Origin of the sequence: Bradyrhizobium sp. sBnM-33 (genome assembly GCF_032917945.1) — a bacterium.
GTDB lineage: Bacteria > Pseudomonadota > Alphaproteobacteria > Rhizobiales > Xanthobacteraceae > Bradyrhizobium.
In genome coordinates, this window is record NZ_CP136624.1 from 7,216,642 (window position 1) to 7,230,135 (window position 13,494).

Below are 13,494 nucleotides of genomic sequence, written 5' to 3' on the forward strand. Positions count from 1 at the left end.
TTGTCCCAATGATCTCCCTCGACGCCATCGATCGCAAAATCCTCAGCCTATTGCAATCCGACAGCCGCATGACCATGCAGGAGCTCGCCGACAGGGTCGGCCTGTCCGTGTCGCCCTGCCATCGCCGCGTCAAGCTTCTGGAAGAACGCGGCGTCATCACCCGCTACATCGCAACCGTCGACCAGAAATCGCTCGGGCTCCATGTCAGCGTCTTTATCTCGATCAAGTTGGCACGGCAGAAGGAGGAAGACCTCAACCGCTTTGCCAAAGCGATCTCGAAATGGGACGAGGTGCTGGAGTGCTATCTGATGACCGGTAATCGCGATTACCTGTTGCGCGTGGTCGCCGCCGACCTCTCCTCCTATGAAGCGTTCCTGAAGAACAAGCTGACGCGGCTCGACGGCATCGCGTCCATTGAGTCGAGCTTTGCGCTGAGCCAGGTGAAGTACTCGATCGCGCTGCCGGTGTGATTGCGCGGCTCTCTCCCCGTCATTGCGAGGAGCGTCAGCGACGAAGCAATCCAGACTGTTGGCGTGGACGGATGGATTGCTTCGCTTCGCTCGCAATGACGTGGAGATAGCAACGCATACTCGACCGTCATCCCCGCGAAGGCGGGGATCCAGTACGCTGCGGCCTATAGGTTCAATCACTGCTGTCTCTGGAATACTGGATCCCCGCCTTCGCGGGGGATGACGACTGAACATATGGCGGTATTCTCGCGACGCTGATCGCCCGAGGTTTGCAACTTCGTTTCCCGCCCTCTCTCAAACAGAGGGCGCTGGGAAGACCGGGTGCTGGCTGCACCCGCGGTCTCGCGTGCGATTTGCGCAAACAAAAGTGCACACGAGCATACAGGTACAGCGGGAGCATCCCGGCCTTCCCTGCGCAATGGCTTTACGGCTTACTTCGTGCTCTTCCCGGTGAACGGCTTTCTTGCCACCGTCGCCCCCGAGAAGCTTCGCTTCTCTCGGACTTAAAGCGAGCACCGCGGCGCCAGAACCACACGACTTCGCCGTACGCGTCGGGCGCGCACGTCTAGCGCACCTCTCGCGTCCACCGCATCTCACCGCACGTTCGTGACGATCGCGAGCCGCCCCTCCATCGGGTGAGACGGGCAGAGTTATGCGGCTGATTTGCCTCTCGCGTGAAGCGGAATATTTTTGATTCCTGGTCTTGACACGATTTCGGAAAATCAGAAGTGATTTGCCTGTCGCGCCTGCCGACCTTGCAATCGCTGGATGTTCGATGCAGCATCCGAAAGGGCGGTGTATCAGACGCGGTATATCGAATTGGAACGGTTGGACGATCTCGAAGCCTTCCTGGCGGTCATCGAGAAGGGCAGCCAGGCGGCGGCCTCGCGTCATCTTCGGCGCCCGTTGCAATCCCTCAACCGGTCGCTGATGGCGCTGGAAGGCGCGCTCGGCGTCGAACTCGTGAAACGGACCACGCGGCGTTCGGAGCCAACTGAGGCCGGGCGGGTGTTCTACGAACGCATCAAGCCGGCGGTTGCAGAAATCATCGAGGCACGGGCCGAGGCAGCCAATCTGCGCGGCGAAATTCTCGGGCCGTTGAAACTCGGTGCGCCGGTCCTGTTTGCATCGTCCTACGTGGCGCCGATCGTCAGCCGTTTTCTAAAACTCTATCCCAACCTGGATGTCGAGCTTCGCGCCTCCGACGAGCAGGTTGATCTCGTTGCGGAGGGCCTCGATATTGCCGTGCGGATCGGCGAGTCCGCCGATGAATCCCTGATCGCGCGCCGATTGCATACGCTGCGCGTGGTCGTCGTTGGCGCGCCGTCTTATTTCGCCGAACATGGCCAGCCGCAGCGTCCAGGCGATCTCGAGCAGCACGCCTGCATCTTGCGGGCTGGCGCCGAGGTGATCGACAAATGGCCGTTTCGGATCGACGGCCGGCTGCAGTCGATCAGGGTGCACGGCCGCTTTCGTTCTAACAGCGCCGCTTCGATCCGCGCCGCCGCGCGCGAAGGCACAGGCCTCGCCCGGCTGCCGCTATGGCAGATCGGCGATCTCGTCGCGCAGGGTGCGCTCACGATCGTTCTGCCGGAATTTGAAGCCGAGGGAATGCAGATCCAACTGGTCTGGCCGCCGACACGGGCGCCGCTGGAACGCGTCCGGCGATTCTCGGATTTTCTGGCGAGCAGCCTGAAGGCCGATCTACTCTAGCTTCTAAAATATCCGCGCATCAGAATATGTTGTAGCCGGGCGCCAGCAGATGTCCGGGATCATGGCGCCGCTTGGCTTCGCGAAACTGCAGCCAGCTTGGTCCGAAGTGAACCTCCCAATCGCCAGGCGACATGGCAAAGGCACTGACCGGATATTGAACGCCGCCGGCTTCTCGAATGCGATCGTAGAGCCTGCGATTGTCGGCGACCATCCGCTCCGCCGCCGCTGCATCGTTCGATGCAGGGATGCGAATGAGATTGAAGACGAAGACCATGTCTTCCTTCGGCAGGCGAACCAGCGGCGTATGAAATGCGCTCGTGAGCAGAGGGTAAAGAGTTATCCGCCCGAACGGACCAACAGCATCGCCCTTCAGACCAGCCAGAATGTCGCCGGCGACCCGTTCGGCGTTGCTGCCGCGCAGGAACGTCAAAAGCCAAGGTTGCGGGTTGGACCATTGGCCTTTGGAGCGGAGCAGATTTTCGAACTTCCCAAACGCAAAGGCGTCCTCGCGATAGGTCAGGTCGGCGATCACGGCGGCGCCGCGATCATCCGACAATCCGGAAAGCACCGCCTTGTCATCGGGATCCGAACCGCTGTCATAAGATATTGCGCCGTCGAGCTGGTACCGCCAACCGCCGCTGCCACCTGGAAGAATGGTCCCCCTGCAACTGGTCGAAGCGCCCTTCCGTCAGCACGCGCCGCTGGTCCGCCGTCAGCGATGGCAAATCGCGGTAGAAGAGCTGAAAGCGCCTGATGCGCTCGGGCGCGCGCACCAGGCGCAGCGTTGCCCGGGTAACGATGCCACATTGGCCGAGACCGGCGCGGACGCTGTCGAAGAGATCCGGATCCGCAGTTGCCGAGCAGCTCAACTCGTTTCCGTCACCCGTCACTACGTCCAGCGCGATGACGTTGTCGGTTTGCATGCCATGCCGGGATGACGTCGCTCCGATGCCGCCCACCGCGATCGTTCCTCCGACCGAGAGGCTGAGATAGTTGGTCAGTACCGGCGGCGTGAGTCCTTGCGCCAAGGTCGCGTCGAGCAGATCGCGCCACACTGCCCCGGCGTCGACCACGACGTGATCGTGCTTGATATCGCGGATCGCGTTTATCGCGCTCGTGTCGACCACGATGCCGTCCTCGACTAGGGAGCGGCCATAGATCGAATGGCCCTGCCCGCGCGCCGCTACTTTGACATCAGCGCCTCTGGCCCAGCGCATCAGGCGCGCGATGTCGGTGCTCGATGCGGGCCTGAGCACGCCGCGCGGTTGCTTCTGAATGAGGCGGCCAAAATCATGGGCTGCGGCGGCGCGAACTTCCGGCTCAAGGCGTACATCGGCAGGCAGAGGCGGACCGTCTGACGACACCGGCTGCGCCGATGCCGTCAACCCGCTGGTGCGCGAAGCGAGCGCGGCGGTGACGCCGAGGCCCGCGCCCAGGAACATACGTCTGTCCGATGGCATGAAGCCCTCCTTGTCCAGAGGAGGTGATGCTCGCCCGCAAAGCTGCGGCCTCATCCGGCATGAGACAATAACTGCCACGCCGGATGGACATTCCCGCAAACCGGGAGGATCCCGGCAGCGGTAGCCCTTCGTGCTGCGTCGGCCTGAAGGCTGACAATCCATGGAACCGCCGCCGCGATCTCTTGCGTTCCCCGGACGCAGCGCAGCGCGCAAGCGGTGCGCTGCAGAGCCGGGGTCCACGCGGTGGCATAGGTCCCCGGCTCTGCGTCGCAGCGTTTCACGCTGCGCCGCGTCCGGGACACGAGATCGAAGCGGACTGCGTCGTCGAGGTCACCTCTGTCGTTTCGCACTCTCCACGCATGGCCGTTTTCGCCGGATTTACGTCATTTCAGATGGATCACCGCGGCAGTAGACTGCGGTTGGTCGATATGAGTGAGGCACGTGCCGGCAAACCGATGAATTCGCGACGTGTAATATGGAGCGCGCTCGCCGCAGTCGCACTTGTTGCCCTGATCGGCGGAGCCTGGATTTTCTCGCTGCCGCCGGCGCCTTCGACTGCGGCCCCGCCAGCGATCGCGCAAGACGAGCGCGATGCGATGGTCGCGGGGCTGAAGCCGCCGAAGCGGCAGCGGCCGCTGATCGCGATCATCGGGATCAACGATGCCACCGAGACCACCGACTATCTCATCCCTTATGGCATCCTCAAGCGCGCCGACGTCGCCGACGTCGTCGCGCTGGCGACGAAACCGGGTCCGGTGACGCTCTATCCGACGCTCAAGATCGAACCGCAGGCGACCGCCGCGGAATTTGATGTGCAGCATTCTGACGGCGCTGACTATGTCATCGTCCCCGCCATGAGCCGCGACGACGATCCCGAGGCGCTGCGATGGATCCAGAGCCAATCGGCCAAGGGCGCAATCGTGATCGGCGTCTGCGCCGGCGCCAAGGTGGTTGGCGATGCCGGGCTGCTGCACGACAAGCAGGCCACCACGCACTGGTATTTCGTCAAGGAGTTGCGCGGCAAGCATCCGACAATGCGTTATGTCGAAGACCGGCGGCTGGTGGTTGACAAGGGCGTGGCGACGACCACCGGGATCACGGCGTCGATGCCGATGTCGCTCACCCTGGTCGAGGCGATTTCCGGCCGCGACAAGGCGCGCGCCGTCGGCCGCGAGATCGGCCTTCCCGACTGGGATGCGCGCCATCAGAGCGATGCGTTCAAGTTCACGCGCCCGTTTGCGCTGACGGCCGTCCGCAACACGGCCGCGTTCTGGGCCCACGAGCAGCTCGGCATCGAGCTCAAACCTGGCGTCGACGAGGTGTCGCTGGCGCTCGTCACCGACGCATGGTCGCGGACCTATCGGTCGCACGCGCTGACGTTTGCCAGTGCTACCGGCGCGCAGCAGAGTCGCGGCGGCTTGCGGATACTTCCCGACCAGATCGCGGCGAACTGGCCCGCGGCGCGATTGCTTCCGACGAGCGAGAATCCGAAACCGGCGGAGGCGCTGGACCACGCGCTCGCGGGCATTGCTGCACGTTACGGAACAGATACCGCCGACTTCGTCGCGATGCAGTTGGAGTATCCGAAACGTCAAATGCCGTAAGGTGGGCAACGCGACTTGTCCGCCGTAGCTCGAAGAGCGAAGGCGGAAGCGTGCCCACCATAAGATCGAGAACATGGATAGATGGTGGGCACGGCGCTCACGCGCCTTTGCCCACCCTACGCTTCCCTCACCGCCAGGGCTCGACGATGATCTTGGTGTGCACTTCCGGGTTGGCGAGATCGGCGAAGGCCTTGGCGACGCCGTCGATGCCGACGGTGGCGGTGACCATCGACGCCGCATCCACCTGCCCTTCCGCGATCAGGCGGAGCGAATAGGCGAACTCCTCGGGCGTGTAGCCCAGCACGTACTGAACGTTGAGTTCCTTCATGATGCCGAGCATCGGCTCGAAGCGGTCGGTCTCCATGCAGACGCCGACCACGACGATGCGGGCATCGCGCGGCGCGCCCTCGAACACCTGTTGGATCAGGCCGGGCACGCCGACGCATTCGAAAATCAATGCTGGCTTCAGCGCCGGCAACAACGCCTGCAGCAGCGGGCGCGCCGTCTTTTCCTCCGACGACATCTGGGCGTGCTCGGCCCAGGTCGCGTAGGGCTGCGAGCGCGCCGGATCGACGACGACGTCGGCGCCGAGCTTCTCGGCGAGCGCGCGGCGTGCCGGCGAGTAATCCGCAGCAATGATCGGGTGCAATCCCCTGATCTTCAGCGCCGCGATGACGGCGAGCCCGACCGGGCCGCAGCCGATCACCAGCGGCACCTCGTCGCCTCTGATGTTGGCTTTCGCGACGGCGTGTACACCAACGGCCAGAGGCTCGGTCAGTGCGGCGTGTTGGGCGGCAAGGCCATTCGGGACTTCGAGCAACAAGGCTTCGCTGAGCAGCAGGCGCTCGGCATAGGCGCCGACATTATCGTTGGAATAGCCGATGCCCTTCGGGCCTTCCGGGCTCAGCAGCGCCGGCAGCGAGCAAACCTTGGTGCCCGCCTTGAACTTGCCCGTGGTGCCAGGACCATAGTCCAGTACCTCGCAGCAGAATTCATGGCCGAACACGACGTCGCGCGAAAGGTCCATCGGCTTGCGGCCGGGGAAATGTTTCGCCAGCTCCACCATGCGGTGCGCATGCTTGCGCGCGTGCAGGTCGGAGCCGCAGATGCCGCAGGCCAGCGACTTCACCAGCACCTGCCCGGCACCGGGTTTCGGCTCCGGCATCTCGTCGACGACAATTTCCCCGTTGCGGAAAATGGCTGCGCGCACGAAGGATCCTCCCGGTGATTTTTGCTCACCTTAGAGTATTATCGGCTCTGATTGAAATCAGAACCGATGCGCCAGGAATTGGTGCCTTCTTGTCGGCGGCCCGGATCAGGCGTTCGGCGACGACTCGCCCGAGACGGTCAGAAGCTGCGACCGGCGGACCCGCTCGCGATGGGCGGTGTAGAGACCTGAGGCCACGATGAAGGCGGCGCCGGTGATGGTGTAGGCATCCGGGACTTCGCCGAAGATGAAGAAGCCGAGCAGGCTGACCCACAGCAATTGCGTGTAGGAGAACGGCGCCAACACGGAGGCGTCGGCGTAGCGGAACGCCAGCACCACGATCCACTGCCCCGCGGTCGAGGCAACGCCGATCAGGATACCGAAGGCGATGTCGTGCCAGGTCGGCGTCACCCAGACGAACGGCACCAGCGCGGAAAGAATGAGAAGGCCCGCGATCGACGAATAGGTCATGGTGGTGATGGCGCGCTCGGTGCCGCTCATCATCCGCGTCATGATCAGCGTGCAGGCCCAGGCCAGCGCCGAGACCAACGGAAAGAACGCCGCGGGGTGAAACGCGCCGGTGCCGGGACGCAGGATGATCAGCACGCCGACCAGGCCGACGCCGGTCGCGATCCAGCGGCGCAAGCCGACCTTCTCGCCGAGAAAGATGATCGACAACGCGGTGACGAACAGCGGCGCGACGAAGCCGGTGGCGGAGGCCTCCGCAATGGGAAGAAACCGCAGGCCGGAGATGAAGAACAGCGACGAGCCCAACAGCGCCGCGCCGCGCAGCAGATGCAGGCCGCGGCGTTTGGTCTGCAGCGCGTACAGCGGGGAACCCGGCAGCATCGCCGGCGTCATGATCATCGCGAACACCAGGAAGCGGATCCAGGCGATCTCGATCGAGGGCAGCGTCGCCGACAGATATTTCGCCGTCACGTCGGAAGTACCGAGAAAAATCGTCGAGGCCAGCACCAGCGCGATGCCCTTGAACGGCCGATCGGCGCGCGCAGGCGCCTTGCGGACGGTGGAGTTCTTTTCGGGCAAAGGCAGATGGGCGCTGTCCAGCCTCGCGGCTGCGGCGGGGGGCGGTGTCACGGCAATCTCGAAGGCAGCAATTTTCGAATCGGGCGAGGTTGTAAAAAACACCAATTCGCCCGGCGCGACTAGGTCCGAAAACAGGATGCGGATATGCGCAGACGGCGCGATGGCAATATTTTGTTAAGGACCGTGTTCCGCGGCGCAGTGATCGCGTCGATGATGGCCGCACGCTCTTCTTCAACCTCGCCCCACTTGCGGGGAGAGGTCGGATTGCGAAGCAATCCGGGTGAGGGGATACAGGTCTATCAACAAGCCGCAGCATTCGCGGTGAGAGCCCCTCACCTCGACCCTCTCCCCGCGAAGGGCGGGGAGAGGGAGAGGCTAGAGCATCGGCAGGCCCCGCGGTTTGGGCCCGCGCGGAAAGGCCTTATCGAGCGCGGCGATCTCCGCATCGCTCAGCTTCAGATCGCTGGCGGCGGCGTTCTCGGCGGCGTGTTCCGCGCTTGAGGCTTTCGGAATTGCGAGCACCGAAGCCGTGCGCGTGAGAAACGCCAGCGCGACTTGGCGCGGGGTTGCCTTGTGCGCGTCCGCGATCGCCTGCAGCACCTCGCCGCCCTTTTTGCGCGGCGACGGAAAGGCATCGTGGCCGAACGGCGAATAGGCGACGACGGCGACGCCATGCTTCTCGCACCACGGAATCACGGCGTGCTCGATCGCGCGTTCCTGCAGATGATAGAGCACCTGGTTGCAGGCGACCTTGCCCTCGCCTGCGACATCGAGCAGTTCGTCGAGATCATCTGAATCGAAATTGCTGACGCCCCAGGACCGGATCTTTCCGCTTCTCACCAGTTCCTCGAACGCCGCCACCGTCTCCTCGAACGGATAGGAGCCGCGCCAGTGCAGGAGATAGCAGTCGAGATGATCCGTCCTCAGCCGCTTCAGCGAGCGCTCGCAGGCGGTGATGGTGCCGCGGCGCGAGGCGTTGCTCGGCAACACTTTTGAGACCAGGAAGAGTTTTTCGCGCGGCAGTCCCGCGATCGCGTCAGCGATCACGGGTTCCGCATCGCCATACATTTCGGCGGTATCTATATGGGTCATGCCGGCTTCGATGCCGCGGCGGAGTGCTGCGATCGCCGCCTTCCGGTCGCTGCGGTCGAGATACCAGGTGCCTTGCCCGATCACGGAGACTGCCGGGTTATTGGTGCCGAATTTTCTGGTTTGCAAGTTCGCCTCGTCTGAACAATTCGCGTGAGGCGATTCTAGACGACCATGCCGTGAAAGTCTCTCGGAACCCTCACGCCGTCATCACCCGCGAAAACGGGTGATCCAGTATTCCAGAGACGGCTATGTTCAATCGATGGGCCGCGGCGCGCTGGATCGCCCCGTCAAGCCGGGCGATGACAGCGGGGACGATGCAGGTTCAATAATTACTCGCCGTTACCTCGTTCGGGATCCCTTCGATCGGGCATTCGTCGGTGCCGACCGTTGGTCGCGTCATCGCCTCGACCATTTCGCGCGTCCCTTCGGGATCGGCGACCCACTTCGCATAGAAATCGTAGGGACAGGCCGCGACGCCGCGCGCGCCTTCGCCGGAATTGATCATGCCGGTATAGCCGCGGTGCAGCAGCTTGAAGAGATGGTTCTGCGACTGGCCGTTGCGGCGCGCGTCGCGGATCAGGCTCTTCGATAATCCCGCGTACTGAATGCCGTACTCTTCCTCTCCGGTCTCGCCGAGCGTACGGCCGTCGAAGCCGATGATTGCGGAGTGACCGAAATAGGAGTAGACGCCGTCAAAGCCTGCAGCGTTGGCGACCGCGACATAGACATTGTTGGCCCAGGCCATCGCCTTGGAAATCAGGATCTGCTGTTCCTTGGCGGGATACATGTAACCCTGGCAGCGCACGATCAACTCGGCGCCCTTCATGGCGCAGTCGCGCCAGATCTCCGGAAAGTTGCCGTCATCGCAAATGATCAGGCTGACCTTGAGGCCTTTCGGGCCATCGGAGACATAGGTGCAATTGCCGGGATACCAGCCTTCGATCGGCACCCACGGCATGATCTTGCGGTATTTCTGGATGATCTCGCCCTTGTCGTTCATCAGGATCAGGGTGTTATACGGCGCCTTGTGCGGGTGCTCCTCGTGGCGCTCGCCGGTGAGCGAGAACACGCCCCAGACTTTTGCCTTGCGGCAGGCGGCAGCGAAAATTTCCGTCTCATCGCCAGGGACCTGCGAGGCGGTCTCGTACATCTCCTTGGAGTCGTACATGATGCCGTGGGTGGAATATTCCGGGAAGATCACGAGATCCATGCCCGGCAGGCCGAGCTTCATGCCCACGATCATGTCGGCGATCTTGCGCGCGTTATCGAGTACCTCGGCCTTGGTGTGCAGCCGTGGCATTTTGTAATTGACGACGGCGACGCCGACCGTGTCGTTGCTGGAGGAAATGTCACCGTGGAGCATTGGATCGCCTCTTGTTCTGGTTTGGGTTTTCAGGGATCGCTAGAGCATGATGATTTTGGTTGGATGAGTTTAGCCGCGGACGCGCTTTACCTCTCCCGCTTGCGGGGGAGGTCGGCGCGAAGCGCCGGGTGGGGGCTCTCTCCACTCGGGCAGTGTCGCCCGCGGAGACACCCCCACCCCAACCCTCCCCCGCAAGCGGGAGAGGGAGCGCACCTTCTTCGTGGTCGCAATCAAATCTAATTTCATCATGCTTTAGTGGCTGATCATCCAGGGTCGCGCGGTCGGAAAGCCTTTGGCGCCGCTCTTCGTCCTGGTCATGAGCCGGGCCGGTTTCTTCTTGCCGGTTGAACAGCAACCGCAGCCGGGACCATGCGAAGTCTTGTATTCCGCTGATGTCTTCGGCGCATTCGCGCTGCGCTCGTTGGTGGCAATCGCTTTCCGCTTGTCCGATGGCATGCAGAAGAACGCCGGCGCGGTCAGGATCACGCGCGGCGATTCGTTTTCGCAATTCGGGCAGTCCTGCGGATCGTCGCATTCGGCCATCGGCCGCATGTCCGTGAACGGGCCGCAATGGTTGCAGAGATATTCGTAGACGGGCATTTGCTTTGCTCGCGCTAATATTAGAAGAGAATTTCGCGATGACGGATGCGGGGCGGCGTGACACGCGGCGCCGTCCCGCATCCTTCTCGCGCGGAGATCACTTGTCCGGCGAGATCGGCATCTGGATGTCGCCGGTGATGTGTTTGATCGGCCCGGCCGATGAGGGCATGATGTCGAAGTCAAAAATCTCCGTCGGCAGCCACAGCGTGGCGCAGGCGTTCGGCACGTCGACCACGCCGGAGATGTGGCCCTGGCACGGCGCGGTGCCGAGGATCGAATAGGCCTGCGCGCCGGAATAACCGAACTTCTTCAGATATTCGATCGCGTTCAAACACGCCTGGCGATAGGCGATGTGGACGTCGAGGTAATGCTGCTTGCCGGCCTCGTCGACCGAGATGCCCTCGAAGATCAGATAGTCCTTGTAGTTCGGCGTGATCGGCGACGGCTTGAACACGGGATTCTTGATCCCGTATTTGGCGACGCCATCCTTGATGATATCGACCTTCAGATGCAGCCAGCCGGCCATTTCGATGGCACCGCAGAACGTGATCTCGCCGTCGCCCTGGCTGAAGTGCAAATCACCCATCGAGAGCCCGCCGCCCGGCACATAGACCGGGAAGAAGATTTTCGAGCCGCGCGACAGATCCTTGATGTCGCAATTACCGCCATGCTCACGCGGCGGCACGGTGCGAGCGCCTTCCGCGCCGACCTTGGCCTTGGCGTCGCCCTTGGCGCGGCCGGCATGCGCGGTCGCGGCGAACGGCGGATTGGCGAGGCCCGGCACACGTGTCGGGTTGGTCGCGATCAGCGCCGTCTCGCGCTCGTTCCAGGTCGCCAGCAATTTCGGGTCCGGCAGACAGCCGATCAGGCCGGGATGGATCAGGCCTGCAAAGTTCACGCCCGGGATATGGCGCGACGAGGTGTAGAGACCCTTGATGTCCCAGATCGATTTCTGCGCCAGCGGGAAATGGTCGGTCAGGAAGCCGCCGCCGTTCTGCTTGGAGAAGAAGCCGTTAAAGCCCCAGAGACTCTCCTTCAGCGGACCGACGTCGAGCAAGTCGACCACCAAGAGATCACCGGGCTCGGCGCCCTTGACGCCGATCGGGCCGGACAGGAAGTGCACGATCGAGAGGTCGATGTCCCGGACGTCATCAGCGGAATCGTTGTTCTTGATGAAACCGCCGGTCCAGTCATAGGTCTCGATGATGAAATCGTCGCCCGGATTGACCCACGCGACGATCGGAATATCGGGATGCCAGCGGTTGTGAATCATGTCGTTGTCGTAGGCCGATTTCGAAAGATCGACCTTGATCAGTGTCTCTGGCATCGATAGCTCCCCTTTTAGACAGCACGGTTTGCGGGTTTACACGGACAGGAATTTCGAGACTTGCGCGGCATCGACGCTGTCGCGCGGCTCGTCGCGGACGATCTCGCCGTTCTCGATGACCAGCACGCGGTCGGCAATGTCGAGCGCAAAGCTCAACACCTGTTCGGAGACTACGATCGACAGGCCGCGCTCGTCGCGGATGCGCTTCAGGGTGCGCGCCATGTCCTTGATGATCGACGGCTGGATACCCTCGGTCGGTTCGTCCAGCAGCAGCACTTTTGGCTTGGTGGCGAGCGCGCGGGCGATCGCGAGCTGCTGTTGCTGGCCGCCGGAAAGATTGCCGCCGCGGCGGCCTTTCATCTCCAGCAGCACCGGGAATAATTCGTAGATGTCCTCGGGCACCTCCGAGCCGCCCGACACCACGAGGCCGGTCTCGATGTTCTCCTTCACCGTCATGGTCGAAAAGATCATGCGGCCCTGCGGCACGTAGGCGAGACCCTTGGCGACGCGCTCGTAGCTCGGCAGCGTGCTGAGCTCGGTGCCTTCCATGCTCACCGAGCCGCTCTTGGACGGCACGATGCCCATCAGCGACTTCATCAGCGTGGTCTTGCCCATGCCGTTGCGGCCCATGATCGCAACGATCTCGTTGGGCGCGACGGATACATCGAGCCCGTGCAGCACTTCGCTCTGGCCGTAGGCGACGTGAAGATTCGAAATAGCCAGCATGAACGTGCTCCCTTTAGTTCCTGCGCATGATCTTGTCCGGAAACCGGACGCCACTTTCCGGGATCATGTGCTAATGTCCCAGGTAAACTTCGATCACTTTCGGATCGTTCTTCACCTTCTCCATCGTGCCCTCCGACAGGATCTGGCCCTGGTGCAGCACCGTGACCTTGTGGGCGATGTCCTCGACGAATTTCATGTCGTGCTCGATGACGAGCACTGAGCGATCCTTGATGATGCGGTTCAAGAGCTCGGCGGTCTTGGCGCGCTCGCTGACGCTCATGCCGGCGACCGGCTCGTCGAGCATCAGGAGTTCCGGATCCTGGATCAGCAGCATGCCGATCTCGAGCCATTGCTTCTGACCGTGGCTGAGCTGATCGGCATAGGTGTCGAGACGATCCTTCAGGAAGATCATCTCGGCGACTTCCTCGATGCGCTGTTTGACGGCATCATCGCGCTGGAAGGCGAGTGAGCCGAACACGGTGCGGCCGCGTGGATAGGAAATCTCCAGGTTCTCGAACACCGTCAGATCCTCGAACACTGACGGGGTCTGAAACTTGCGCCCCACGCCAGTCTGCACGATCTGGTTCTCCTTCAGCTTCGTCAGCTCCTTGCCGCGAAACTGGATCGAGCCTGAGGTCGCCTTGGTCTTTCCGCAGATCAGGTCGAGCACCGTGGTCTTTCCGGCGCCGTTGGGGCCGATGATGACGCGGATCTCGTTCTCCTCGACATAGAAGGAAAGATTGTTCACCGCCTTGAAGCCGTCGAAGGACACCGTGAGGGCCTCGACCGCGAGCAGGAAGGGTTTGGGCTGGTGACCGATGAGCATGATCTATCTCCTCATTTCGCCAGTGTGGCATCGGCAACCGAGATGACCGATGAGCATGT

At 62.6% G+C, this 13,494-nt stretch carries 13 protein-coding genes; 3 read left to right on the forward strand and 10 right to left on the reverse strand.

Translation table 11 applies throughout. The features are described 5' to 3' along the window. The first annotated feature begins 8 nt into the window (after positions 1–8). The gene (locus RX328_RS33940; RefSeq protein WP_213252177.1) at positions 9–470 is read left to right on the forward strand and encodes an Lrp/AsnC family transcriptional regulator; all 462 of its coding nucleotides are present in this window, start codon (positions 9–11) and stop codon (positions 468–470) included. A 795-nt stretch (positions 471–1,265) separates the two neighbouring features. Then, the gene (locus tag RX328_RS33945) at positions 1,266–2,183 is read left to right on the forward strand and encodes a LysR family transcriptional regulator (protein ID WP_312017971.1); all 918 of its coding nucleotides are present in this window, start codon (positions 1,266–1,268) and stop codon (positions 2,181–2,183) included. Between the two features lie 19 nt (positions 2,184–2,202). Here the strand turns inward: RX328_RS33945 and RX328_RS33950 are convergent, their stop codons facing one another. Together RX328_RS33950 and RX328_RS33955 are read right to left on the reverse strand one after the other, a co-directional pair. Next, on the reverse strand, positions 2,203–2,751 hold the full coding sequence (locus RX328_RS33950) for a hypothetical protein (RefSeq protein ID WP_409410762.1): 549 nt from the start codon (positions 2,749–2,751) through the stop codon (positions 2,203–2,205). Positions 2,752–2,779: 28 nt separating this feature from the next. Continuing rightward, positions 2,780–3,643 (reverse strand): FAD-binding protein, encoded by an 864-nt coding sequence (locus RX328_RS33955; RefSeq protein ID WP_249726226.1) that lies wholly within the window; start codon positions 3,641–3,643, stop codon positions 2,780–2,782. Between the two features lie 455 nt (positions 3,644–4,098). On the opposite strand from RX328_RS33955, the gene RX328_RS33960 reads away from it, so the two are divergent. Continuing rightward, positions 4,099–5,247, forward strand: coding sequence for a DJ-1/PfpI family protein (locus tag RX328_RS33960; protein ID WP_213249673.1), 1,149 nt, complete (start codon positions 4,099–4,101; stop codon positions 5,245–5,247). 127 nt (positions 5,248–5,374) lie between these two features. Here RX328_RS33960 and RX328_RS33965 read toward each other — a convergent pair whose 3' ends face one another. The 8 genes from RX328_RS33965 to urtD form a co-directional block, all read right to left on the reverse strand. Beyond that, complete coding sequence (locus RX328_RS33965; protein ID WP_213249654.1) at positions 5,375–6,457, reverse strand: zinc-binding dehydrogenase; 1,083 nt, start codon at positions 6,455–6,457, stop codon at positions 5,375–5,377. Between the two features lie 105 nt (positions 6,458–6,562). Then, the gene (locus RX328_RS33970) at positions 6,563–7,507 is read right to left on the reverse strand and encodes a DMT family transporter (protein WP_213249672.1); all 945 of its coding nucleotides are present in this window, start codon (positions 7,505–7,507) and stop codon (positions 6,563–6,565) included. 369 nt (positions 7,508–7,876) lie between these two features. Further along, on the reverse strand, positions 7,877–8,719 hold the full coding sequence (locus RX328_RS33975; RefSeq protein WP_213249652.1) for an aldo/keto reductase: 843 nt from the start codon (positions 8,717–8,719) through the stop codon (positions 7,877–7,879). Positions 8,720–8,915: 196 nt separating this feature from the next. Then, positions 8,916–9,956, reverse strand: coding sequence for an aliphatic amidase (locus RX328_RS33980; RefSeq protein ID WP_213249650.1), 1,041 nt, complete (start codon positions 9,954–9,956; stop codon positions 8,916–8,918). Between the two features lie 252 nt (positions 9,957–10,208). Continuing rightward, positions 10,209–10,556: an FmdB family zinc ribbon protein gene (locus RX328_RS33985; RefSeq protein WP_213249648.1), complete on the reverse strand. Its 348-nt coding sequence runs from the start codon at positions 10,554–10,556 to the stop codon at positions 10,209–10,211. Between the two features lie 97 nt (positions 10,557–10,653). Beyond that, positions 10,654–11,883: a formamidase gene (fmdA, locus tag RX328_RS33990; RefSeq protein WP_213249646.1), complete on the reverse strand. Its 1,230-nt coding sequence runs from the start codon at positions 11,881–11,883 to the stop codon at positions 10,654–10,656. A gap of 36 nt (positions 11,884–11,919) precedes the next feature. Continuing rightward, positions 11,920–12,609 (reverse strand): urea ABC transporter ATP-binding subunit UrtE, encoded by a 690-nt coding sequence (gene urtE, locus RX328_RS33995; protein WP_213249644.1) that lies wholly within the window; start codon positions 12,607–12,609, stop codon positions 11,920–11,922. A 70-nt stretch (positions 12,610–12,679) separates the two neighbouring features. Next, positions 12,680–13,435 (reverse strand): urea ABC transporter ATP-binding protein UrtD, encoded by a 756-nt coding sequence (gene urtD / locus RX328_RS34000; RefSeq protein WP_057843159.1) that lies wholly within the window; start codon positions 13,433–13,435, stop codon positions 12,680–12,682. Positions 13,436–13,494: the final 59 nt, after the last annotated feature.